The sequence below is a fragment of the Streptomyces sp. NBC_01306 genome (genome assembly GCF_026340465.1).
In the GTDB taxonomy this organism is placed as follows: Bacteria; Actinomycetota; Actinomycetes; order Streptomycetales; family Streptomycetaceae; genus Streptomyces.
In genome coordinates this window covers 4,740,728-4,762,590 of sequence record NZ_JAPEPC010000001.1, presented here as the reverse complement: position 1 = coordinate 4,762,590, position 21,863 = coordinate 4,740,728, and the positions used below count along the sequence as shown (strand labels likewise).

20 protein-coding genes, 1 tRNA gene and 1 pseudogene are annotated in these 21,863 nt (G+C 69.1%); 9 read left to right on the top strand and 13 right to left on the bottom strand.

Features of this window, described 5'->3' with window-relative positions; translation table 11 throughout:
- Window positions 1-3: 3 nt before the first annotated feature.
- Window positions 4-987, top strand: coding sequence for an SRPBCC family protein (locus OG385_RS20995; protein WP_266856562.1), 984 nt, complete (start codon window positions 4-6; stop codon window positions 985-987).
- Between the two features lie 83 nt (window positions 988-1,070).
- Here OG385_RS20995 and hppD read toward each other — a convergent pair whose 3' ends face one another.
- The gene (gene hppD / locus OG385_RS20990; RefSeq protein WP_266856561.1) at window positions 1,071-2,216 is read right to left on the bottom strand and encodes a 4-hydroxyphenylpyruvate dioxygenase; all 1,146 of its coding nucleotides are present in this window, start codon (window positions 2,214-2,216) and stop codon (window positions 1,071-1,073) included.
- 214 nt (window positions 2,217-2,430) lie between these two features.
- Between hppD and OG385_RS20985 the strand changes: the two genes are divergently transcribed.
- Window positions 2,431-2,913 carry an Lrp/AsnC family transcriptional regulator gene (locus OG385_RS20985; protein ID WP_266856559.1) on the top strand — a complete coding sequence of 161 codons (483 nt, stop codon included), beginning with the start codon at window positions 2,431-2,433 and terminating at the stop codon, window positions 2,911-2,913.
- Between the two features lie 68 nt (window positions 2,914-2,981).
- Window positions 2,982-3,149 (top strand): annotated as a pseudogene (locus OG385_RS20980) (glycine betaine ABC transporter substrate-binding protein); the annotation flags it as partial.
- Between the two features lie 69 nt (window positions 3,150-3,218).
- Here OG385_RS20980 and OG385_RS20975 read toward each other — a convergent pair.
- The 3 genes from OG385_RS20975 to OG385_RS20965 all read right to left on the bottom strand — a co-directional run bounded on the left by OG385_RS20975 (window position 3,219) and on the right by OG385_RS20965 (window position 5,467).
- The gene (locus tag OG385_RS20975; RefSeq protein ID WP_266856557.1) at window positions 3,219-4,007 is read right to left on the bottom strand and encodes a S16 family serine protease; all 789 of its coding nucleotides are present in this window, start codon (window positions 4,005-4,007) and stop codon (window positions 3,219-3,221) included.
- A gap of 120 nt (window positions 4,008-4,127) precedes the next feature.
- Window positions 4,128-4,769 (bottom strand): IclR family transcriptional regulator, encoded by a 642-nt coding sequence (locus tag OG385_RS20970; RefSeq protein ID WP_266856555.1) that lies wholly within the window; start codon window positions 4,767-4,769, stop codon window positions 4,128-4,130.
- Between the two features lie 302 nt (window positions 4,770-5,071).
- Entirely contained in the window at window positions 5,072-5,467 is a 396-nt protein-coding gene (locus OG385_RS20965) for an ATP-binding protein (protein ID WP_323183942.1), read from the bottom strand.
- 291 nt (window positions 5,468-5,758) lie between these two features.
- Between OG385_RS20965 and OG385_RS20960 the strand changes: the two genes are divergently transcribed.
- The 5 genes from OG385_RS20960 (at window position 5,759) to OG385_RS20940 (ending at window position 9,214) form a co-directional block, all read left to right on the top strand.
- A complete protein-coding gene (locus OG385_RS20960; RefSeq protein ID WP_266856552.1) occupies window positions 5,759-6,676 on the top strand; it encodes a helix-turn-helix transcriptional regulator in 918 nt (305 codons plus the stop codon).
- The gene (locus OG385_RS20955; RefSeq protein ID WP_266856550.1) at window positions 6,633-6,767 is read left to right on the top strand and encodes a DUF397 domain-containing protein; all 135 of its coding nucleotides are present in this window, start codon (window positions 6,633-6,635) and stop codon (window positions 6,765-6,767) included. Before OG385_RS20960 ends, OG385_RS20955 begins: the two co-directional genes overlap by 44 nt.
- A gap of 155 nt (window positions 6,768-6,922) precedes the next feature.
- Window positions 6,923-7,246 (top strand): hypothetical protein, encoded by a 324-nt coding sequence (locus OG385_RS20950; RefSeq protein WP_266856548.1) that lies wholly within the window; start codon window positions 6,923-6,925, stop codon window positions 7,244-7,246.
- Window positions 7,246-8,409: an RNase A-like domain-containing protein gene (locus OG385_RS20945; protein WP_266856547.1), complete on the top strand. Its 1,164-nt coding sequence runs from the start codon at window positions 7,246-7,248 to the stop codon at window positions 8,407-8,409. The genes OG385_RS20950 and OG385_RS20945 overlap by 1 nt, the downstream gene beginning before the upstream one ends.
- A 43-nt stretch (window positions 8,410-8,452) precedes the next feature.
- Complete coding sequence (locus OG385_RS20940) at window positions 8,453-9,214, top strand: contact-dependent growth inhibition system immunity protein (protein WP_266856545.1); 762 nt, start codon at window positions 8,453-8,455, stop codon at window positions 9,212-9,214.
- 47 nt (window positions 9,215-9,261) lie between these two features.
- On the opposite strand, the gene OG385_RS20935 is transcribed toward OG385_RS20940, so the two are convergent.
- The 4 genes from OG385_RS20935 to OG385_RS20920 form a co-directional block, all read right to left on the bottom strand.
- Window positions 9,262-11,043, bottom strand: a complete 1,782-nt coding sequence (locus OG385_RS20935) for a DEAD/DEAH box helicase (RefSeq protein ID WP_266856543.1) — start codon at window positions 11,041-11,043, stop codon at window positions 9,262-9,264.
- 81 nt (window positions 11,044-11,124) lie between these two features.
- A complete protein-coding gene (locus tag OG385_RS20930; protein ID WP_266856541.1) occupies window positions 11,125-11,496 on the bottom strand; it encodes a type II toxin-antitoxin system death-on-curing family toxin in 372 nt (123 codons plus the stop codon).
- Window positions 11,496-11,693: a hypothetical protein gene (locus OG385_RS20925; protein ID WP_266856540.1), complete on the bottom strand. Its 198-nt coding sequence runs from the start codon at window positions 11,691-11,693 to the stop codon at window positions 11,496-11,498. Before OG385_RS20925 ends, OG385_RS20930 begins: the two co-directional genes overlap by 1 nt.
- A 35-nt stretch (window positions 11,694-11,728) precedes the next feature.
- Window positions 11,729-13,186: an MFS transporter gene (locus OG385_RS20920; RefSeq protein WP_266856538.1), complete on the bottom strand. Its 1,458-nt coding sequence runs from the start codon at window positions 13,184-13,186 to the stop codon at window positions 11,729-11,731.
- A gap of 201 nt (window positions 13,187-13,387) precedes the next feature.
- On the opposite strand from OG385_RS20920, the gene OG385_RS20915 reads away from it, so the two are divergent.
- Window positions 13,388-13,459: transfer RNA gene (locus tag OG385_RS20915), tRNA-Cys, on the top strand.
- A 99-nt stretch (window positions 13,460-13,558) separates the two neighbouring features.
- Here the strand turns inward: OG385_RS20915 and OG385_RS20910 are convergent.
- From OG385_RS20910 to OG385_RS20890, 5 genes are all read right to left on the bottom strand, one after another.
- Window positions 13,559-14,143 carry a DUF1269 domain-containing protein gene (locus OG385_RS20910; RefSeq protein WP_266856536.1) on the bottom strand — a complete coding sequence of 195 codons (585 nt, stop codon included), beginning with the start codon at window positions 14,141-14,143 and terminating at the stop codon, window positions 13,559-13,561.
- Window positions 14,144-14,346: 203 nt separating this feature from the next.
- Window positions 14,347-16,551 carry a terpene synthase family protein gene (locus OG385_RS20905; RefSeq protein WP_266856534.1) on the bottom strand — a complete coding sequence of 735 codons (2,205 nt, stop codon included), beginning with the start codon at window positions 16,549-16,551 and terminating at the stop codon, window positions 14,347-14,349.
- Window positions 16,552-16,834: 283 nt separating this feature from the next.
- Window positions 16,835-19,150: a xanthine dehydrogenase family protein molybdopterin-binding subunit gene (locus OG385_RS20900; protein WP_266856532.1), complete on the bottom strand. Its 2,316-nt coding sequence runs from the start codon at window positions 19,148-19,150 to the stop codon at window positions 16,835-16,837.
- The gene (locus tag OG385_RS20895) at window positions 19,147-20,955 is read right to left on the bottom strand and encodes a 2Fe-2S iron-sulfur cluster-binding protein (protein WP_266856530.1); all 1,809 of its coding nucleotides are present in this window, start codon (window positions 20,953-20,955) and stop codon (window positions 19,147-19,149) included. The genes OG385_RS20900 and OG385_RS20895 overlap by 4 nt, the downstream gene beginning before the upstream one ends.
- Window positions 20,952-21,848 (bottom strand): xanthine dehydrogenase family protein subunit M, encoded by an 897-nt coding sequence (locus tag OG385_RS20890; protein ID WP_266856528.1) that lies wholly within the window; start codon window positions 21,846-21,848, stop codon window positions 20,952-20,954. The genes OG385_RS20895 and OG385_RS20890 overlap by 4 nt, the downstream gene beginning before the upstream one ends.
- Between the last annotated feature and the right edge of the window lie 15 nt (window positions 21,849-21,863).

The following is a 21,863-nucleotide window of genomic DNA, read 5'->3' as shown; positions in this document are numbered from 1 at the left end:
CTCATGGCCAAGCAGGAGGACACATCTGCGGACAAGGGAATGTCCGCCCTCGACAAGGTCAAGGACGAGCTGTCCGCCTATATCGGCGCCCAGGGGCAGCGGTTGGTGGATTCCGCCTCGGGCAAGATCTCGGATCTGGCCGAGGGCCTGGGGGATTCCGATGGCGATGGCGGCGGCCTCCTCGACGTCGGGAAACGCGTCATGGGCGGCGAGAACCCCGTCAAGGCATTCGTGGGCGAGAAGGCCGGATCCATGAAGGACAAGGCGGTGGACTCGGTCAAGAACGCCTTCGGGGGCGGTGACGGCGGCAGCAAGGCCGGGAGTCAGAAGGCAACGAACATCATCGAGATGATCGACGTCGGAAAGCCACTGCGCACCGTCTATGACCGATGGACCGAGATCGAGGAATTCAGCTCATTCACCAAGGGCGTCACCAGCGTGAAGCAGTCGGACGAAATCGAGAGCGACTGGAAGCTCAAAGTCGCCTTCTCCAACCGGAGCTGGAAGGCCACCGTGCAGGAGCAGGTGCCCGACGAGCGCATCGTCTGGACATCCGAGGGTGCCAGGGGGACGACCCGCGGTTCCATCACCTTCCATGAACTGGCTCCGCGCCTGACCCGCATCGTCGCTGTCGTCGAGTACACGCCCTCCGGCTTCTTCGAGAAGACGGGCAACATCTGGCGCGCCCAGGGACGCCGGCTGCGGCTGGACCTCAAGCACTTCCAGCGGTACGTGACCCTCACCGGGGACGACGATGAAGTAGAAGGCTGGCGCGGTGAGATCCGCGAAGGGGAGGTCGTCCGCAGCCACGAAGAAGGTCTGGAGGACGACGAGGACCAGGGCGACGGCACGGACGAAGAAGAGGACGAGGAAGAGGACGAGGAGGAGGGCGACGAGGAGTACGAGGACGAAGACGGCGAGGAGGGCGAAGAAGAGGGATACGAAGACGCCGAGGAAGAAGAGGACGAGGACGAAGACGATCGTTGACGCGGCCGGCGGTGGGCGGGAACAGCGCCGCTGTTCCCGCCCACCGCCCTTCAGATTTCCGCGCCCGCACCCCTACACGACGCCTACAGGTTCCCGCGCCGCTCCTGCTCCCGCTCGATCGCCTCGAACAGCGCCTTGAAGTTCCCCTTGCCGAAGCCCATCGATCCGTGCCGCTCGATCATCTCGAAGAAGACCGTCGGCCGGTCCTGGACCGGCTTCGTGAAGATCTGCAGCAGATAGCCGTCCTCGTCGCGGTCGACGAGGATCTTCTCCTGGCGGAGGGTCTCGACGGGGACGCGGGTCTCGCCCGCCCACTCCCCCAGCGTGTCGTAGTACGAGTCGGGCGTGTCCAGGAACTGGACGCCCGCCGCCCGCATGGCGCGGACCGAGCCGACGATGTCGTTCGTCGCGAGCGCGATGTGCTGGACGCCCGCGCCGCCGTAGAACTCCAGGTACTCGTCGATCTGCGACTTCTTCTTCGCGACCGCGGGCTCGTTGATCGGGAACTTCACCTTCAGCGTGCCGTCGGCGACGACCTTCGACATCAGGGCGGAGTACTCGGTGGCAATGTCGTCGCCCACGAACTCCTTCATGTTGGTGAAGCCCATGACCTTGTTGTAGAAGGCGACCCACTCGTTCATCTTGCCGAGTTCGACGTTGCCGACGCAGTGGTCGATGGCCTGGAACGTGCGCCGGGCAGGCGGCTCGACGATCGGGTCGGCGGCGGCGTACCCGGGCAGGTACGGGCCGTCGTACCCGGTGCGCTCGACCAGGGTGTGGCGGGTGGTGCCGTACGTGGCGATGGCCGCCAGGACCACCGTTCCGTGGTCGTCCTTGACCTCGTACGGCTCCTGGAGGCCGGTGGCGCCGTGCGTGGTCGCGTAGGCGTACGCGGCGCGGGCGTCCGGCACCTCGATGGCGAGGTCCACGACGCCGTCGCCGTGTTCGGCGACATGGCCGGCGAGGAAGCGGCCGTGGTCGGTCGCGGGCTTGATGACGGAGGTGAACACGAAGCGGGCGGAGCCGTTCGTCAGGACGTAACTGGCGGTCTCGCGGCTGCCGTTCTCCGGTCCGGAGTAGGCGACGAGCTTCATGCCGAAGGCGGTCGCGTAGTAGTGCGCGGCCTGCTTGGCGTTGCCGACGGCGAAGACGACCGCGTCCATTCCCTTCACCGGGAAGGGGTCGGCCTCACGCGCGGTGTCCGGGGTGTGCTGGGTGGTCTCAGTCATGGGGGAAGCGTCCCGCCGTATCGCAAGGTGCGCAATAGTTTGCGGTTTCACTGGGCAATCTGCGCAGTACGGGACCAGGATGGGCAGTCCATCTGTACAGGGTGACCACAGAAAGATGACCACAGAAGGACGACCACAGCAGGATGAGCCCGGAACGGTGGGGTCGGAGCGGTGACATCCGAGCGGTGGCATCTGTGAGCGGCGGGAGTGAAGCGTGGGTATCGACGCACTGGACGGCCGGCTGATCGTGCTGCTGGCCCGTGAGCCCCGGATCGGGGTGCTGGAGGCGTCACGGCGGCTCGGCGTGGCGCGCGGGACCGTACAGGCCCGGCTCGACCGGCTCCAGTCGCATGGAGTAATCCGGGGATTCGGCCCCGATGTCGACCCGGCCGCCCTCGGCTACCCGGTGACCGCCTTCGCGACGCTGGAGATCAAACAGGGCCAAGGGGCCGATGTACGAGCGCACTTGAACGGCGTGCCCGAGGTGCTCGAACTGCACACCACGACCGGCCACGGCGACATGCTGTGCCGTCTGGTGGCCCGGTCGAACGCGGATCTCCAACGGGTGATCGACCTGGTGGTGGGTTTCGATGGCATCGTGCGCGCCTCCACGGCGATCGTCATGGAAAACCCCGTTCCTCTGCGGATCATCCCCTTGGTGGAGCAGGCGAGCCGAGGAAAGGGCCCCGAGGGATGAATTTCCGGGATTACCTCGGCAACCGCTACCAGCAGTTACTGGCGGACGCGGGCCGGCTGGGGAGCACCAAGCACCTGGCCATGGCGGACGTGCTCAACCGCCGTACCCCGATCGCGAAGAGGCTGACGACGCAGATCGCGCAGCAGCTGAACGCGAAGGTGGACGTGGCGGGTCAGGACCCGCACGAGGTGGCGAAGGAGTGGCTGATCAAGGAGGGCTTCATCAAGAACGGGTGAAGCGGGGCCGGGGTCCGGGCCGGGCCGGGGCCGGGGTCCGGGGCCGGGACGCATCAGAACCCGGGCCGGTCAGCAGCTGGGGACCGAGCCGCCCTTCTTCAGCGTCTGCAGGACCGCCACCGTGCCCTTGAGCGTGGTGACCGGGATCAGTCGCAGCCCGTGCGGAAGCCCGGACTTGGCGTCGGAGCACTCGGCCTTCGGCACGAGGAAGACGCTGGCCCCGTCCCGGGCGGCGGACTGCGTCTTCAGCGCCACTCCCCCGACCGCGCCGACCTTCCCCGAGGCGTCGATCGTCCCCGTACCGGCGATGGTCCGGCCGCCGGTGAGGTCGGCGCCCGCACCGTCGCCGTCCAGCTTGTCGACGATGCCGAGCGAGAAGAGCAGCCCGGCGCTGGGGCCGCCGACGTCCGCGAGGTGCAGGGTCACCTTGACCTTGTCGGAGCTGTCGCCGAGGTAGTTCAGCGCGGCCTCGGTCGCGTCGTCCTGCGAGCCCTTCATCTCGGCGAGGTTGTGCTTCTCGATCTGGGCGTCGCTGCCGCCGCCCGGGTAGACGGCGTCGCGCGGCATGACCGCCCGGTCGGTACGGAACCAGCCGTCGATCGCCTGCCCCAGATCCACGTCGGTGGACGGCCCGGTCGCCTCGATGGTCACCATCCGCAACTGGCCGGACGTCTTCCGTACGGCCGCGCCTGTGATGCTGATCACGGGCTGCCCCTTGTTGTCACCCAGCACATTGGCGGTCAGCCCCGGCTGCGCCACCGAGAACGGCAGCGGCGCGAAGGCGGCCGTACCGAGGAGGGCAAGCACCAGAACGGCACAGACGGCGAGGACACGGGAGCGCGGGTTACGGAGGAGCACGGAGCCAATCTATCGGGCGCGGCAAACCGGACCCGCCCTGCCACCTCACCGCGCCGCCCACAGCAGCACCGTGCCGCCCACGTCACCGCAGCGCTTCCGCGACCTCCCGCGCCGCCCACGTCACCGCAGCGCTTCCGCGACCTCCCGCGCCGCGTCGACCACGCGCGGCCCCACCCGCTCCGGTATGGAGTCGGCGAGCATCACCACACCCACGCTCCCCTCCACCCCGGTCACTCCGACCAGCGGCGCGGCGGCGCCACTCGCGCCCGCCTCCAGTTCGCCGTGGGTGAGCGTGTAGCCGGGCCCGTCGGGCAGCCCCTGCCGGGACGCGAGGATCGCGCGCCCGGCCGCGCCCCGGTCCAGCGGGTGGCGGAAGCCCGCCCGGTACGCCACGTGGTAATCCGTCCACGTCGGTTCGACCACCGCGACGGCGAGCGCGTCCGAACCGTCGACCAGGGTGAGGTGCGCCGTCGCGCCGATGTCCTCGGCGAGCGAGCGGAGCGCGGGCAGCGCCGCTTCCCTGACGAGGGGGTGCACCTGGCGGCCCAGGCGCAGCACACCGAGCCCGACCCGGGCACGGCCCCCCAGGTCGCGGCGGACCAGGGTGTGCTGTTCCAATGTGGCGAGCAGTCGGTAGACCACGGTCCGGTTGACCCCGAGTTTGTTGGACAATTCGGTGACGGTCAGGCCGTGGTCGGTGTCTGCAAGCAGTTTGAGGACGCGGAGTCCCCTGTCGAGCGTCTGAGAAGTCTCGGCGGTCACGACGCCCACTCCTTACGTGGTAGTCGCGGCGGCTCCCCACGAACGTCACGACGCCGGTTCCCGTTCGGCGACGCGCGCGCAGCGGCCGCCGGCAGGCCAGGGCACCGGCTGCGCTCCGCGGCGGCTCTGCCACGGGGCGTATGCGTTGCCGGGACAGTAGCGAGCTGGTCCGCTCAGCGGAAGGGTAAGTCCAGAATCCGGGCAGTCGGTGCACGGTTTGCCCCGTTCATGACGAAAGGGTCGCAGTTCGCGACCGGATCACCTTCCTTTACCTTCAATCTCTTTATGCCGACCTTTTACCTTCAACTCCCGGCCGCCACCACGTCCGCCCACACGGTCTTCCCGACGGGTACGCGAGGCACCCAGCCCCAGCGGACGGCGAGGACATCGACAAGGAGCAGACCGCGGCCCGATTCCTCCTCAGCCGCAGGGGCGACAGGGTGGACCGGCGACCGATCCGCGCATGCGTCCGAAACCTCGATACGGAACCGGCTCGCCCGCCCGTCAAAAGCGACGAGCAGATGGAAGTCGCGGCCGGGCACCCGGCCGTGCTGTACGGCGTTCGCGGCAAGCTCCGCGACCAGCAGGGCGACGGTGCACGACGCATCCGACATCGGCGGGAACCCCCACTCGCCCAGACGCCTCACGGCGGCCCGCCGGGCAAGCCGGGCACCTCGGGGCGACGACGTGAACTGCATGGAGAGCACCCGCAGTTCAGGATCCGGGGCAGCCGAATCCGGTCCGTGCGACTGCGCGGCCCCTTCCGTCCCCCTCTTCGGGCCCTCCTCCGGCACGGTCACTGCTTTCAGCATGGTGCGGCTCTCCAGACGGTCGATTCCCTGCACGTCCCGCAGAGTGCGGGAGTCGTGACGTTCCGTACTCAAGAATCGGCCGTTGGCCCTACGCTCGAAAGGTGACGAAGCCTTACCTTCCAGGTCGTAAAGAACGGAAGTCCCTTCTTGGCCAGACCAATTGACCCCCAGACGTCGATGGCCGCACTCTTCGGCTCACGGGTACGCAAGCTCCGTACGGCGGCGGGACTGACTCAAGTCGAACTGGGCGATATGACGCACGTGGTCAGCACCCGCATCACCCAGATCGAGCGCGCGTCCGGTGCGAAACCCACATGGGAGCTGACACAGGCACTGGACACCGCCCTGGTGGCGGACAACTTGCTGATCGACTTGTGGCCGTACGTGTACCGGGAGGCGTTTCCCAACTGGTCGCGGGCATTCATGGGGCACGCGGCTCGCGCCAGGCTGATCAGCCAGTACGCAGCCCATGTGGTGCCCGGCCTGTTACAGACTCAGGAATATGCCCGAGCACTACTGAGCGTCGGCCGGTCCCTCAAGAGCGAGGAACATTTGGAGGAACGGCTCACGGCCCGAATGGAACGCCAGGAACGCCTCGCCGGGCCCGATGCCCCTGACCTGTGGGCGATTCTCGACGAGTCGGTCCTACGACGTCCTGTCGGTGGCCCCGTTGTCATGCGGGCACAGCTGAACCGGCTATTGGAGATGGCCGAAGGACAACCTCATATCACCGTGCAGGTACTGCCGTTCGACCAGGGAGAGCACGACGTGATGGGTGGCTCCCTCACGATTCTCGGGCTGCCGGACGGCACCGAAGTCGCGTACACGGAGGGCGCCCACTACGGCCAGCTGATCGAGGAACCGGAGGAAGTCGGGCGCTTTGCGGTGACCTACGATCAACTGCGGGCAGTGGCACTGCCCCCGCTCATGTCACTGGACATGATCCGATCCGTCATGGAGGGCAACCACCGTGAAGCGAGTGTCCCGTCTCGATCTGACCGTCGCCGCCTGGCGCAGGAGCAGCTACAGCAATCAGGAGGGCGGCGACTGCGTGGAAGTGGCGGACGGATTCCCCGGCGTCGTCCCCGTCCGTGACAGCAAGAACCCGGACGGCCCTGCCATGGCGTTTCCCACCACCTCCTGGACCGCATTCATAACCGGCCTGAAGACGAACAACCACCGCTAGCGACCCGGCCCGCCGCACCAGCCAACGCAACACCCGTGCGCGGCAGAGACAGCAAAAGGTCTCTGCCGCGCACGACTTGTTCAAGGGGCAATGTCCCGAGATTGAGCCTTCAAGATCGCACGCGATACGGACCCGCTGATACGCAGGGAGACGGCATGGGGGAACCAGAAACGGCAGCCGAGTTGAAGAAGCGCGCCGAGACACTCCGTTCAGCAGCACGGCGTGCGCGTACCGCCGCACATGGCCTTGGTAGCTATCTCGACAACGAGGTGAAGCAGGCTGCAGGCAGCGGAAAGGACCGAATAGCGATATGGAAAGGACCCTACGCGGAACTCACCACTGCGAAGCTGCAAGCGCACAGTCGCACGCTCCACACCATGGCCAGTGACCTCGTCGCCGACGCCCGGCGCTGGGACAGCGAAGCACGAAATCTCGACGAGCGCGCCAATCACGCCGCAAAGCACAAGAGCGGCCACTGATGGGATTCAGAGGGTTCGATGAGGGAGAAGTAGCGAAGCTCGCGGCGGATCTGGAGAAGGCGAGCGCCGGTGCGAGTTCGCTGCACCGCAGCATCGGCTCGATTCTGACCGACGCGCAGGAAGCGCTCGACCCCGGACAACAGGCTACTCACAACCCGAATCTGCAGCGCGTTCAAGAGACCTCTGCCGGCAGCGGGGTACTCCTACCGACCGCACCGGTCTCGACTTTCGCGGGCTTGCCCGGCTCACTCGGCGCGGAGCTGCACATCATGTCCGCAGAGATCAAGCTGCGCCTGCGCACGTTCGACGAAGCAAAAGGCCCCCACGGCTTCGGCGACGGAATTTCCCCGGTTGACGCCTTCAACGGAATCACCACGCGCGCCAAGCCGGAACCGAAGCCGAAGAAGCGCTCCTGGTGGAAGAAGTGGGTGGTCGACCCTCTCGAAGACACCGGCACCGAAGTCGCCAACGTCATGCAGGTGGCCTTCAGCCCTGATTCCCTCACCGGCGTCTTCGAAACTGCAACCGGCATCTGGTTGATGTCTGTTGGCGTTGGCGGAGAGTTCGGTGGCGCAGCCCTCGATGCCACCGGAGTAGGCGCTCTTGCCGGCGTCCCCGTGAATGTCGTCAGCGGCGCAGCCATCACGGGCGGCGGCGCTCTGACCTACAAGGGCTTCGACGACTTCATCACGGCGATGTCCGAGGGTGACTACAACGCCTGGAATCGCGCCAGCCGCAAGGGGCCAAAGCCACCCCAGCCCCGGGAAGCCGACCCACTTGAGGACGAAGGGTACGGGGGCCATGGGGTCACCAAGCATGTAGGTCGCAGCGAAAAGCAAATGCGAGATCGATTCGGAGAGGAAAAGAAGAAGATCAAGAATGTGTCGACGTACAAAAACACTGCCGATGCACAAAGGTTCGCTCAGCGGGCTATCGATTCCAACAAACAAGAAATCAGCAATTGGCTGAAGAAAGATAAAATAACAAAACCGGAGCATTTCGATATCGAGGACACTGGCGAGGTCACCGGCCGGTCACTGTCCCGCAAGGACTGGCAGGATGGCAAGGGATCCAGGGAGGTTCGCAGCGCACGTGTCGTCCTGAAGGCCGATCCGAGTGCGCCCGGTGGATATTACATCCTCACCACCTTCCCCATACCCTGACCGGGCATCCATGCAGAGCAGCGGCAACTGAAGGGAAAGCTCAATGACTCAACCCGATATTTTCGATGATGACGCACCGTGGGCAGAGTGGCTGCCAGAACTGCGGCTCATTCTTTTTGCGTACTCGTCCGTGAGATACGAAAACGCCTACACAGATACCGATGAAGCCCCGTCAAAGGCGATGCGAAGCTATCTACGGATGGCCACGTACTACCCCGGCCGAGCATTCCGGGTATCCCGCGAGATCCTGGACGTACTCAAGTACGGCCTCGACGAAGCCGATGTGGCATCCAATCTGGCTTCCATGCCACCCATGATCACCCCGCCCGGCCGCACCCGCGAAGAGTGCCTCATCGCCATGCTTCCGCACCTGGCAGCCTTCACCGAAGGCGGCGAAGTAGCAGAGCCCGCAGTCCCCGAAACGAACTGGGAGTGGCGACAGCGTCTGCCGAACCTCTCCAGCCTCCTCGGCGGATCCTTTCACCGGGATATCGAGGATCCATACGATGTTGTACTCGACGAATACGCCAATGCAGGAAGCAGCGAAGGCGATCATGAGACTGCGGCGGCCGCCCATGAGATCGCCGAGCTGCTCACCATCTGCCCCGACGAGGACACCGTGGAAGCGGCAGTTGAGGCCCTCGGTTGCGACCTCATGCCACCTGATGGCCAGACCTACACACAGTGGATGGAACACATGGCCGAGAGGCTCAACAACCATCTGAAGGAAGTGAATTACCAACCCCCAGTAGGCCTGAACCCGGCATACCCACCACACGACAAACGCGCAGCCATCCACCAATAGGCGCCGGATGCGGGCGCACAAGAGCGGAGTCTCGGCGCACCCGGCCCTCACCGCATCCGCGTCGCCCACTCCTGGACCTTCGCGATGCGCTCCTTCAGCTGGCCTGCGGTCGCCTCCGCGCTCGGCGGGCCCCCGCAGGTGCGGCGCAGCTCCGTGTGGATCACGCCGTGCGGTTTGCCGCTCTGGTGGGTGTAGGCCGAGACCATCGTGTTGAGCTGCTTGCGCAGTTCGAGCAGTTGCTTGTGCGTGACGACCGGGCGCGCTTCGGCGGCCTTCTCCAGCAGGTCGGCCTCCTCGGCCGGCTTCTGGCGGCTGTGTGCGATCTGCCGGGTCTGCCGCTTCTGGAGGAGCAGCTGGACCTGGTCCGGTTCCAGCAGGCCGGGGATGCCGAGGTAGTCCTGCTCCTCCTCGCTGCCCGGGTGGGCCTGCATCCCGAATTCGGCGCCGTCGTACAGCACCCGGTCGAAGACCGCGTCGGATTCGAGTGCCTCGAAGGGCAGTTGCTCCTCGGTCTCCTCGTCCTCCAGCTTCTCCGCGTCGGCGAGGAGCTTGTCCTCCTCCGCGAACGGGTTCTCCTCGTCACTGCCCTTCTTGGGCTTGTCGAGTACGTGGTCCCGTTCGACCTCCATCTCGTTCGCGAAGTCGAGGAGCATCGGGATCGTCGGCACGAAGACGGACGCGGTCTCGCCGCGCCTGCGGGAGCGTACGAAACGGCCCACGGCCTGGGCGAAGAAGAGCGGTGTCGAGATGGTGGTGGCGTACACGCCGACGGCGAGGCGCGGTACGTCGACGCCTTCCGACACCATCCGGACCGCGACCATCCACCGGGACTCGTCGGCGGCGAACTGGTCGATCTTCTTCGACGCCGCCTTCTCGTCGGAGAGCACGACGGCGGGCCGGTCACCGGTGATCTTCCGGAGGATCTTGGCGTACTCGCGGGCGGTGTCCTGGTCGGAGGCGATGACAAGACCGCCGGCGTCCGGGATGCCCTTGCGGACCTCGGTGAGCCGCTGGTCGGCGGCGCGCAGCACGTTCGGGATCCACTCACCGGTCGGCGCGAGCGCGGTGCGCCAGGCCTGGCCGATCGCGTCCTTGGTCATCGGTTCGCCGAGCCGGGCGGCGATCTCGTCGCCGGCCTTGGTGCGCCAGCGCATGTTGCCGCTGTAGCTGAGGAAGATCACGGGGCGGACGACGCCGTCGGCAAGCGCATTGCCGTAGCCGTACGTGTAGTCGGCGGAGGAGCGCCGGATACCGTCGTTGCCCTCCTCGTACGTGACGAAGGGGATCGGGTTGGTGTCCGAGCGGAACGGCGTACCGGTCAGCGCGAGCCGCCGGGTCGCCGGGTCGAACGCCTCCTGGCACGCCTCGCCCCAGGACTTGCTGTCGCCCGCGTGGTGGATCTCGTCCAGGATCACGAGGGTCTTGCGCTGCTCGCAGCGGTTGCGGTGCAGCATCGGGCGCACGCCGACACCGGCGTAGGTGACGGCGACGCCGTCGTAGTCCTTGCTCAGGGGGCCCGCGCTGTAGTCCGGGTCGAGCTTGATCCCTATCCGGGCCGCGGCCTCCGCCCACTGCTTCTTCAGATGCTCCGTCGGCGCAACGACAGTGATCTGCTGCACGACGTGGTGGTGCAGCAGCCAGGACGCGAGGGTCAGCGCGAAGGTGGTCTTCCCGGCGCCGGGGGTCGCGACCGCGAGGAAGTCACGGGGCTGCTCATGGAGGTAGCGCTCCAGGGCGCCTTCCTGCCAGGCACGCAGCTTGCTCGCGGTGCCCCAGGGGGCGCGGCCGGGGAAGGCGGGTGAGAGGTGGTGGGAGGCGGTAGTAGTCACGGTCTCCGTCGGTTCTCAGAGGTGCACGGGGCGGCGGTACGACAACCGGGCCACCCTACCGGGGGACGACCGTGGCTTGACTCAATGCGCAGCAAACCTGGGCAGCTGACCGGCGATCTTGGGGACGTCGAGCATGCCCTGGCAGACGTCCAGCACGAACTGCTCGGCCTCGTCCACATCAAATGCGGCCTCCAGCGGGTGCCCGTTGATGTGCAGGAAAACCCAGGTCGCGTACCACGCAATTCGCTTGTTGCCATCGACAAGTGCGTGATTGCGGGCCAACGACTCCATCAGCGCGGCACCCTTGTGCCAGACATCGGGGTACGCGTCCTGCCCGAACACGCTCGACTGCGGGCGCGCCAGGGCGGAGTCGAGCAGACCGTAGTCGCGCACCTCGTCCGCTCCCAGCCGCTTCGCGAGGTTCAACAGCTCGGGGAGAGTCAGGTAGTACATCAAGCGAGCCTGCGGTTGAGCTCCGCGCTGGCCGCGAGGACATGGTCAGCTGCCTCATTGAAGAGCCGGGAATGCTCGTTCATGGCAGTGATGACGGCATCGTGCGCGAAGACCTGCATGCTGCGGCCTTCTGCTGCCGCACGCTCCCGCAGCATGTCGAGTTCTTCGTCCGTGAATCGCAGATTCAGTCCAGCCATGACCTGATGGTACTACGCGGTACCACGTAGTGCCATCAGGCTTCGGCCACTCGCAGCCGCGTCGCCACCCAAGCCCCCGCCAGCGCCACCGCCGCCATCGGCAGGAACACCGCCGCGAACGCCGCCGGGTGCGGGGCGGAGGCCCCGTCGTGCAGGACGCCGACCGCTCCCCCGCCCAGCGCCGCGAAGGCCGCGCCGCCCGCCGCGAGCATCAGGACGTTCGAGAGACCGTCGGACATCTGCAGGGCGGCAGAGTTCGCGCCCGCCTCCTCCGGGGCCGACAGCTTCAGCATCATCACGCTCGTCGACGCGATGACCGTGCCCATGCCGTAGCAGCCGAACGCCCACGCCACCGCGACCGTCCAGGCCGGGACGGAGTGGATCAGGACACTCGGCGCGGTCAGGATGGCCGCCGCCACGAGGATCATCCCGATGACGATCAGCCGCTGCCGGTACGGCTCCATGCGCGGCCGGGACTGTACGAACGAGCCGAGCGCCCAGGTGCCGCCGCCGGCCGCCAGCGAGAGTCCTGCCAGCGTCGGCGAGAGTCCCCGCTGGGTGACCAGCATCAGCGGTACGAAACTCTCGGCCGCGATGAACGATCCCGCGGCGATCCCGCGCAGCAGCACCACGGAAGGCAGCCCGCGCGCAGCCCGGCAGGTGCCGCGCGGCAGCAGTCCGAGCACCGCGGGGACCAGCAGCGCCGCGCCCGCCACCGCCGGGATCAGCGAAAGCCACCGCAGGTCCTCGCCCGCGTACTGGAGCAGACCGGCCCCCACCGAGATCCCGAGCGCGAGGCGGATGCGCCGCCGGTCGAAGCCGGGCGGCGGTACGGAGGGGTCGGCCGGGCCCGCGGCCGTCCGGCGGATCGCGGGCAGCGCGAGGGCGAGCGGCGGCACCACCAGGACCGGGATGGCGATGAAGACCCAGCGCCAGCCGAGGTGTTCGGTGACCGTGCCGGCCGCGAGGGGTCCGACGACGGAGGGGATCACCCAGCTCGCGGCGAAGGCGGCCATGATCGAGGGCCGCAGCCGCTCGGAGTAGGCGCGGCTGACGACGACGTACAGCGCGACGATGACGAGCCCGCCGCCGAGCCCCTGCACCGCGCGCCCGGCCACGAAGATCCACATCGAGGACGCGGTACCGGAGAGCAGCAGTCCGGCCGCGAAGGCGGCGATCCCGGTGGCGAGGGGCCGCAACGGCCCGTTCCGGTCGGCCCACTGGCCGGAGAGGACCATCGCGAAGAGCGAGGTGGTGAAGTACGCGGAGAACGCGAAGGCGTAGAGCGCGACGCCGTGCAGCTCCCGCGCGGCGACGGGCATCGCGGTGCCGACGGCGGTCGCCTCGAAGGCGATGAGCAGGACGACGGTGACGATGCCGATACTGAGCGCCCGGTGCGCGCTGCCGAGAATCCCGCCGGTCACGGGGGCGGAAGTGCCGTCGGGCAGGTCGGGGGATGCGACCTCGGCGTCGCGGGATTCCAGGGCGGTCATGAGACCACAGTAAGGGGCGAATGGCCGGATGAACCCTGTCGGAGGGACGGGCCGGACTGGTCCGTTGGTCGTACGACCATGAACGGGGTGTGGCAGTCACGTTGCGGGACGGCCCGCGGTCTTGAGGCGGGGGCGCGGGGGACCTACGGTCGGCGTACTGGATCGGTTCCGAACGCACGAACGGAGCGGTTCCGGTGGCTTGGCCGTGTGCCCGAGTGGTTTAGGGGCTCGCCTGCAAAGCGAGTTACGTGGGTTCGATTCCCGCCACGGCCTCTGTGTACGAGGACGCCCCCGTGCCCCCGTCGTTCGGGCCGGGGGCACAGAGGTCGCCCCCCGTTGTCCGGGCCGGGGGCGCCCCCAACGTAAGCCCCCTCAGGAGTCCGGCCTCGTCGTCGGCTGCTGCTCCGTGCCCCCGGGCCGTGCCCCGGATGCCTCCGGCCTCGTCGTCGGCTGCTCCTTTTCGCCGGCCCTGGCCGCCTGGACCATCGCCTTCAAGTGTTCCTCGTCCTCCGACGAGAGCGACGTCTGGACCAACTGGCCGCCGAACGGCGCCAGCTCGGCCACGACCTTGTCGACCGCCTCCGACTTGGCCAGGGCGAAGAGCGCCGCGGCCCCCGGGCGGAGGTTCGAGCTGACCTCGCGCATGAAGTCGTCGTTCACCCCGACGTCCCTGGCCGCTCCGCCTGCCGCGCCCGCCGCGGCTCCGACGGCCGCGCCGAGCAGTGGCGCAAGGAACAGCAGCCCGATGACCCCGCCCCAGAGCGCACCCCCGGTCGCTCCTGCCGCGGTGAGGTTGACGGCCTGGTGCAGCTTGATCTTGCCGTCGGCCTCGCGGCGCTCGACCACGACCACGTCCTCCAGGTCGATGAGGTGCTGACGGCTCAGCGTCACGACCTTGTCGCGGACCTGGTTGGCGGTGGCCACGTCGTCGTAGGCGATGACAAACAGATTGCTCATGCGGCTGACTCCTCATCGGGGTGCAGGACTCAGCCCACTATAGGAAATATGCCGCAAAGGCGACATATGGCAGTGGCGTCCGGGGAAGTACCGGGCAGGCCCGGAGGGGTAGCCACCGGTAGCCACCCCTGCGGGCACCCACCGGGACCCACCCCCTCCAGACACCCGCCCCGGACGCCGAGCCGCCCCGGGGCCCAGCCCCCTCACCCCCGGTTGACCAGCTCCGCCAGCCCCAGCGCCGCCATACCGAATCCCGACCGGGCACGCGGCAGAAAGCGGGAGCCCGGTCCGCCCGCGAGCAGGTCGGCCTCCGCGTACCTGCGGGTCTTGCGGTGCCAGTTCAGGATGGCCGCCATCCAGTCCTCCAGCTCCCGCACATAGGCCCCCAGCGCCTCGCGGGTCGCGTCGTCGAGCCCGAAGTCCTCGCAGACGACCGGGATCTCGTGCTCGGCCACATGCCGGAACTGCCGCATACGCGACACCATCAGGTCATCGACCATGGCCAGCGCGGTCGGGTAGTCGATGTTGAAGAAGGCCTGGACGACCAGGACGGCGTTGTGCACCTCCCCCTCGAACTCGATCTCCTTCTGGTACGAGAAGACGTCGTTCATCAGGCAGGCGTAGTCCGCGGCCGAACTCTCCAGCGACTTCACCGGACCGCTGCGGAAGACCTCGTCCGGGATCCGGTGCCCGTGGCCGAGCCTGGCCAGCGCCATCGTCAGATCGGAGCCGAAGGTCATCCGGCGCATCTCGATGTAGTCGACCGGTTCCGGGATGCGGTGCTGCGCCTGGTTGGCGAGTTCCCAGAGCCAGCTGGCCGTCATGTTCTCGACCGCCGTACGGAAAGTGCGGCGCGCGGCGCCGTCCATCGGGGCCGCCGTGCGCGCCCACAGATCGGCCAGCGCACGCTCCATGGCGTTCAACGGCGGGGGCGCCTCCCCCTCCAGCGGCATGAAGAGCGAGAACCGCTCGTTCTGCGCCTTCGCGCCCGCGAGGTCGCGGGTCCGCCCGTACACCATGGGGAAGTAGTCGTCGGCGTACGTCCCCCAGGCCAACCAGCCCGAGGAAAGGTCCAGTTCGTCCGCGGTGGCGTCCGGGTCGATGCCCGCCGCGCAGACCGGGAAGTCGTACCCGGTGAGCAGCCGCTCGTCCCAGATGTCGTCGAGCATCCGCATCCGGTACGCCCACGCGACGAGATGGCGTCGTGCGGTCTCCAGATGCGGCGAGAGCGAGAGCTCGAACGGCATGTCGAAGTCCGGGAGCCGGGACGGTCCGACGTGCTGGTGCGGCACGTGCAGATGGTTGCGCAGCCGGGCCGCGCCCGTCCTCCCCATGAGCTGCTTGATGTCCGCGGCGGACGTGCCGAGCCCCCGCGGCGCGAGCGGAAGTCCCGGTGCCGCCTCCGCCACCACACCGCCGTCGTTCATATAGCGGCTGGAGCGCAGGTGCCACTCATGGCCGCCGGACTGCCAGTCCTGGAGCCCCTTCACATAGGTGAGCGTGTCGGCCACGCCCTTCGGATCCACACCGAACTCCGCGAAGAGCGGGCCGAGTTCGGTGAAGAAGGTGTTCTCGAACTGATGGAGCCGCGCGGTGAGCAGATCGTTGACCGCCTCCGCCGCCTCCTGGGTGGTGCAGCCGAGGAAGGTCTCAAGGACCAGGACGCCGTTGCTGAGTTCGCCCTCCTCCTGGATCTCCCGCTCGTACGAGAAGAGGTCGTTGCGCAGATGCACCCCGTCGGAGAACGTGTCCTTCAGTACGCGCAGCGGACGCGATCCCGCAATGACCGCGGGCACCTCCGCACCCGTCGCGTACTCGATGAGCCCGGCCGACCAGGGCGCTCCGCCGACCTTGCGCCGCATCTCGATGTACTCGACGGGGTTGGAGACGCGTCCCGCGTTGATGTTGGAGAGTTCCCAGAGGGATTCGTTGAGCAGATTCTCGGTGCTCACGGCGAAACGTTCCCGCCACTCCATGGACATCCCTGGGACGGTGCGCGCCCAGAGGTCGGCCAGGCCCGCTTCCACCTGGTTCTGCGGCTCGGGGAACCCGTCGGCCAGATCCATCGGCATGAAGGCGGGCAGCCGGTCCAGATACGCCTTGCCGCCCTGCCGGTCCTTCGACGACCGCTTGAACAACTCCAGGAAGTGGTCGTCGAAGAAGAACACCCACACATACCAGTCGGTCACGAGCGACAGTTCGGGTCCGCCGCAGTCCGGGTGGGTGTAGGCGCAGAGGAGGGCGTAGTCGTGGGAGTCGAGGTCGTGCTCGTCCCAGACCCCCGACCCCTCCAGCATGCCCATGTCCCTGGCCCACTGTTTGGTGTGGGCTCTGGCCTCTTCGAGATGGGGATTCAGCCTGGCCGGATGCGGCAGGTAGAACTCCGGCAATTCAAAAGGCTTTGACACTGACGTTCGGCCTTTCCCATGAGGTCGCTGATCAGAGCAGCACTACCCCTGCACGGGAACGGCATCCTCCGGGAGATGCCACTATGCCCATATGTGTGACGCGGGCGCGAACCGGGAGCGGGACGGGGGCAGATGTGCTGCGAAGGGCAGCTCAACTGCCTGAACAGCTGCCCGTCCGCAACTGCTGACGAAGCCGCCCGCCCGCAACCACTTGCGAAGCCGCCCGTCCGCAACCACCTGCGAAGCCGCCCGCCCTCAACTGCCTTAGAGGGCTTGGTCCTGCTCAGCCAGTGACCACCGCGGCCTGCGGCCTGATCGGGAGCCGGCTCACCGGCCGGCCGGTCGCCGCCCGTACCGCCGCCGCCACCGCGGCCGGCGAAGTGACCACCGGCACCGCGCTCGCCGCCTTCGCGCCGAACGGGGCCACCACGTCGCGCTCCTCGATGAGCTTCACGATGCGGATGTCCGGCGTGTCCAGGGACGTGGGGAGCGCGTAACCGGTCAGGTCCGGGTGGCGGACCACGCCCCGCGTCGTACGGAGGTTCTCGGTGAGGGCCGCGCCGACGCCCTGGGTGACGCCCGCCTCGATACGGGAGGTCAGCAGCCGCGGGTTGAGGATCCGGCCGACGTCCTGGGCGACAGCCATCTCCACGACCCGGACCGAGCCCAGTTCGATGTCGACGTCCACCACCGCGCGGATCGCGCAGAAAGCGAGCCCGACGAAGGCATCGCCCTGGCCCGACTCGTCGAGCGGCTCGGTCGGATGCGGACGGCACTGGGCCGTCGCCCAGAGCTCCTTGCCGTCCATGGCCTCGGTGACGGTCGTGGAGAGCACTCCGTCGTACGAGGTGATCTTGCCGTCGGCGATCTGGAGCAGCTCGGTGGACATCCCGAACTGGTGGGCCAGCGGCTGGAGCAGCTGGGTGCGGACCATCTTCGCCGCCCGCTCCACGGCGCCGCCGGACACCCAGGTGTGCCTGCCGTGCGTGGCGGGCCCGGCCGGGGGCTGGTCGGTGTCGACCGATGCGACATGGACCTCCTCGATGCCGAGGGTGTCCTGCACGATCTGCCGGGCCAGCGTGGAGAAGCCCTGGCCGGTCTCGACGGCGGCGCAGATGACCGTGGCGACCCCGTCGTGAACCTTGACCGTGGCCGTGGAGACCTCGTCGGCGCCCTCGGCGCCGAGCATGTGGACCATGCCCAGCGCGTAGCCGACCCCGCGGCGCACCGCGCCCGGCTCGCCCGCGCCCTCCGGCCCGCCGGGCAGCAGCCAGTCGCCCTCGGGGGTGTCCTTGGGCAGGGCGGGCAGCGGGAAGTCCTTGACGGAGCGCAGGAGTTCAGCGACCGGCGCCGGGCAGGTGATGGACTGTCCGGTGGGCAGCAGATCGCCGGTGGCCAGGACGTTGCGCAGCCGCAGTTCGGCCGGATCCATGGAGAGCCTGGCCGCGAGCTTGTCCATCTGGCCCTCGTACGCGGCGCAGACCTGGAGCGCGCCCTCGCCGCGGACATGGCCGGACGGCGGGTTGTTCGTACGGACCGCCCAGCCCTCGATGAAGGCGTGCGGGACGACATAGGGGCCGCAGGCGAACGAGACCGCCGCCGCCAGCGATTCGGACGAGGCGTCGGCGTACGCGCCCGCGTCCAGCAGGATCTGCGCCTCGACCTTCACCAGGCGCCCTTCGGCGTCCGCGTGGTGGCGGTAGCGCAGCAGGGTCGGGTGGCGGTGGGCGTGGCCGAGGAAGGACTCCTCGCGGGTCGCGGCCAGCTTGACCGGGCAGCCGGTCTTCAGCGCGAGCAGGCCGAGCGGGAGCTGGAAGCTGGTGTCCTCGCGGTCGCCGGTGGCGCCGGGCACTCCGGTCACCACGACCTTGACCCGGTCGGGCTCCAGGCCGAAGCAGGCGGCGGCCAGGTCGCGGTCGGTGTGCGGGTCGGTGGACGCGGTGTAGATCTCGACACCGCCGTCGGGCCGGGGCACGGCGAGCCCGGCCTCGGCGCCGATGGGTGCCGGGTCCTGGCGGCCGATCCGGTAGAGGCCCTCGACGATGACCTCGCCGGTGATGTCCGGGTCGCCGAACCGCAGCGGGATGTGGCGGATCAGATTGCCGTCGGGGTGCAGCGGTTCGGCCTCGAAGGCCTTCTCCGGGTCGGTGACCGGCTCCAGCACCTCGTACTCGACCGCGATGGCGGCCACGGCGAGCCGGGCGGTGTCCGGGTGGTCGGCGGCGACCGCGGCGATGGCCTCGCCGTGGTGGCGGACCAGTTCGGACGCGAAGACCGGACGGTCGGCGACCGCGCGGCCGTGTGCTGCGTCGCCGGGGATGTCGGCGTGCGTGACCACCGCGCGGACGCCGGGCATCGCGGACGCTTCCGAGGTGTCGATGGAGAGGATCCGCGCGTGCGGGTGCGCGGAGCGCAGCACGGCGGCCCAGAGGAGGCCCTCGGCCCACAGGTCGGACGCGTAGGGGAAGGTGCCCTCGGTCTTCGCGCGGGTGTCGGCCGGCGGGAGGGACGCGCCGAGCCCGTGCGCGGGCGGCTCCTCCTCCGGGCCGTCCGCCTCAGGGGACTTCGCGGTGGCCGCGGTGGCCGCGTCGCTGCTCACGCCATGCCTCCGTCATGCTGCTGCGGGTTGTCCGGCTGCATGCTGCCGGAGCCGGGTGCTGCCTGGTGCGGGATACGGGCCTCTTCGGACGCGGCGCCCGCCTCCGCGCGACCGGCGACCACCTCGCTGACCGCGTCCAGCACACCCCGGTAGCCGGAGCAGCGGCAGAGGTTGCCGCACAGAGCCTGTCTGGTTTCGAGTTCGGTGGGGGCGTGGTTGCCCTCCAGGAGGTCATGGACCGTCATGGCCATGCCCGGGATGCAGAAACCGCACTGGACGGCTCCGCACTCGGCGAGCGCGCGCTGCACGTCGGAGGGTTCGCCGTTGACGGCGAGGCCCTCGACCGTACGTACCTCGGAGCCGGCCGCGGTGGCAGCGGGGACCAGGCAGGAGGCGACGAGCCGGCCGTCCACCTGAACGTTGCAGGCGCCGCACTCGCCCTGCGAGCAGCCGTCCTTGGCGCCCGCGAGACCGAGGCGCTCGCGCAGTACGTAGAGCAGCGACTCGCCGATCCAGGCGTCGGTGACGGGGCGGTCGGTGCCGTTCACCCGCAGGACGTACGAGGCGGGTGTGTGCTCGCTCCAGGCGACGGCGGGGGCCGCGTCGTCGGACGCGGGCTGTGCACCGGGGACTTCCGCACCGGGGAGCTCCGCGCGGGGGTCTTCGGCACCGGGGTCTTCCGCGCCGGTGCCGGGGTGCCCGGCACCGGAGGGGGCGGGCTCGGGGTGCGCCGCATCGGGGTTCGCCGCATCGGGGTGCGTGCCGGCGGGACCGGCTGCGGGATGAGCGGTCTCCGGGCCTGCCGCCCCGGACGCCGCGTCGAACTCGGCCGCGCGCGGGGCCGGAACGCCATGCGCGTCCGGTACGGGACGCGGGGTCTGGGCGGTGTCGTGCGGCTCCCGCGGGTCGTGCGCGTCACGCTCACCGCCGGGTACGGCAGATCCGGCGTGGTCGGGATCGGGATCCGGGTCGGGGTCCGGATCGGGGCCGGTTCCGTAACCGGCCGCCGGAACGTCCGCCTCGTCGGCCGCTGTTCCGTGTCCTTCCCCGGCGGGCGGCTCGGCGCCCGTCTCGTGCTCGTCCTGCGGTACGGGGGTGCCATCGGCCGGAGTCCCGTGGTCCGGTTCGGGCTCCGCCGGTACGGCCCACGGCGCGCGCGCACCACCGGGCAGCGTGGCCGGGCGTGCCAGCGAGGAGGCGGCGTACTCACCGGACTCCTCGGGGACGTCTCCCTCAGCGACCGGGATCGTCCACTGTCCGGTGAGGTCCCCGCCGTGCTGCTGCTGTGGCTGATGCTGCTGCTGGTGCGGCTGTTCGGGGACGGGTGAGTCCTGCGCGTCCCCGAACGTCCACTGACCGGTGGCCATCGGCGCCTGCGGGTACCCCGGACCGGAGTGCGGATCCTGCGCGGGCTCCGGCCAGTACGGCGTCTCCGGCGCGTGCGGGGACGGATAGGTCTGGTGGGACTGGCCGGAAGGGTAGGGCTGGTCGGACTGGTCCGACAGGTAGGGCTGATCCGACGGGTAGGGCTGGTCGGACTGGTCGGACTGGTGCGTCTGATACGGCTGGTGATGAGACGGGTCCGCCTGCGGCACCGTCCACTGCCCGGTGGCGGCCGGGTCCGTGCCCGCTGCCGGGGTCAGCGGCAGGATCATCGGCGGCACGTACCCGTGGCCGGGCGCGGCCAGCGGGGCGCCGGACGGGTCCATGCCCTCCGGGAGCTGTACGAACGCCGTGGCCTCGGCGTCGTACTCGCCGCCCTGCGGGACCGGCTGCCAGCCGCCCCGGTCGTCGTTGGTGGTCACGACAGTGCCCTCCCCAGTGCTCGCCGGGCCAGTGCGGCTACGGTCCGCCGCAAGTGCAGTACGGCCGGGGGCAGCGGCTGCGCCTCTCCCCCTCCGGGGGGCGGTGCCGCGTCGGGGATGCAGGCGGCGGCGACGTACTCGCCGAAGGCGGTGAGCGCCTCCTGCGCCAGCCCGCGTTCTCCGTCCCAGTCGATGAGCGAGGCGATCCACTGCTCGGCCTCCATCGGCCGCAGCGGCATCGGGGCGACGGCTCCCACCGCGCAGCGCACGCCGCGCCTGGCCGGGTCGAGGACCACCGCGACCGAAGCGGTGGCGCGGCCGGGGCCGGTACGCCCGGTGGCCTTGAGGAAGACCTGGGGCGCGTGCAGCAGCGGTACCCGTACGAAGCCCACGAGTTCGGCGGGCTGGAGCATGTCCCGGCCCGCGAGCAGATGCGACACCGGGGTCTCGCGGCGGGAGCCGCCCGGCCCCGCGATGACGAGCGTGGCCTCCAGCGCGGCCAGCACGGGCAGCGCGTCGCCGGTCGGTGCCGCGGTGACGATGTTGCCGCCGAGCGTGCCCGCGTTACGGATCTGCGGCGGCCCCGCGGCGCGCGCTGCGGCGGCCAGCGCGGGGATGAGCGCGGCGAAGTCGGGCCGCCCCATCCGGGCGTGCGTGAGGCCGGCGCCGAGCAGTGCGTGGCCGTCCTGGTAGTGCCAGCCGCGGATCTCGCTGATCCTGCCGAGTCCGACAAGTCCCGTGGGCCGCAGCAGCCCCGAGTTCACGGCCGCCATCAGATCGGTGCCACCCGCGACGGGGACGGCGGCAGGCATGGCCGTCAGTGCCGCCACAGCCTCGTCGAGCGACGTCGGCAGCGTCACGGACTGCGCCGCCTGCGGTGCGTGCGTGGTCAACCCAGCTGCCCCTTC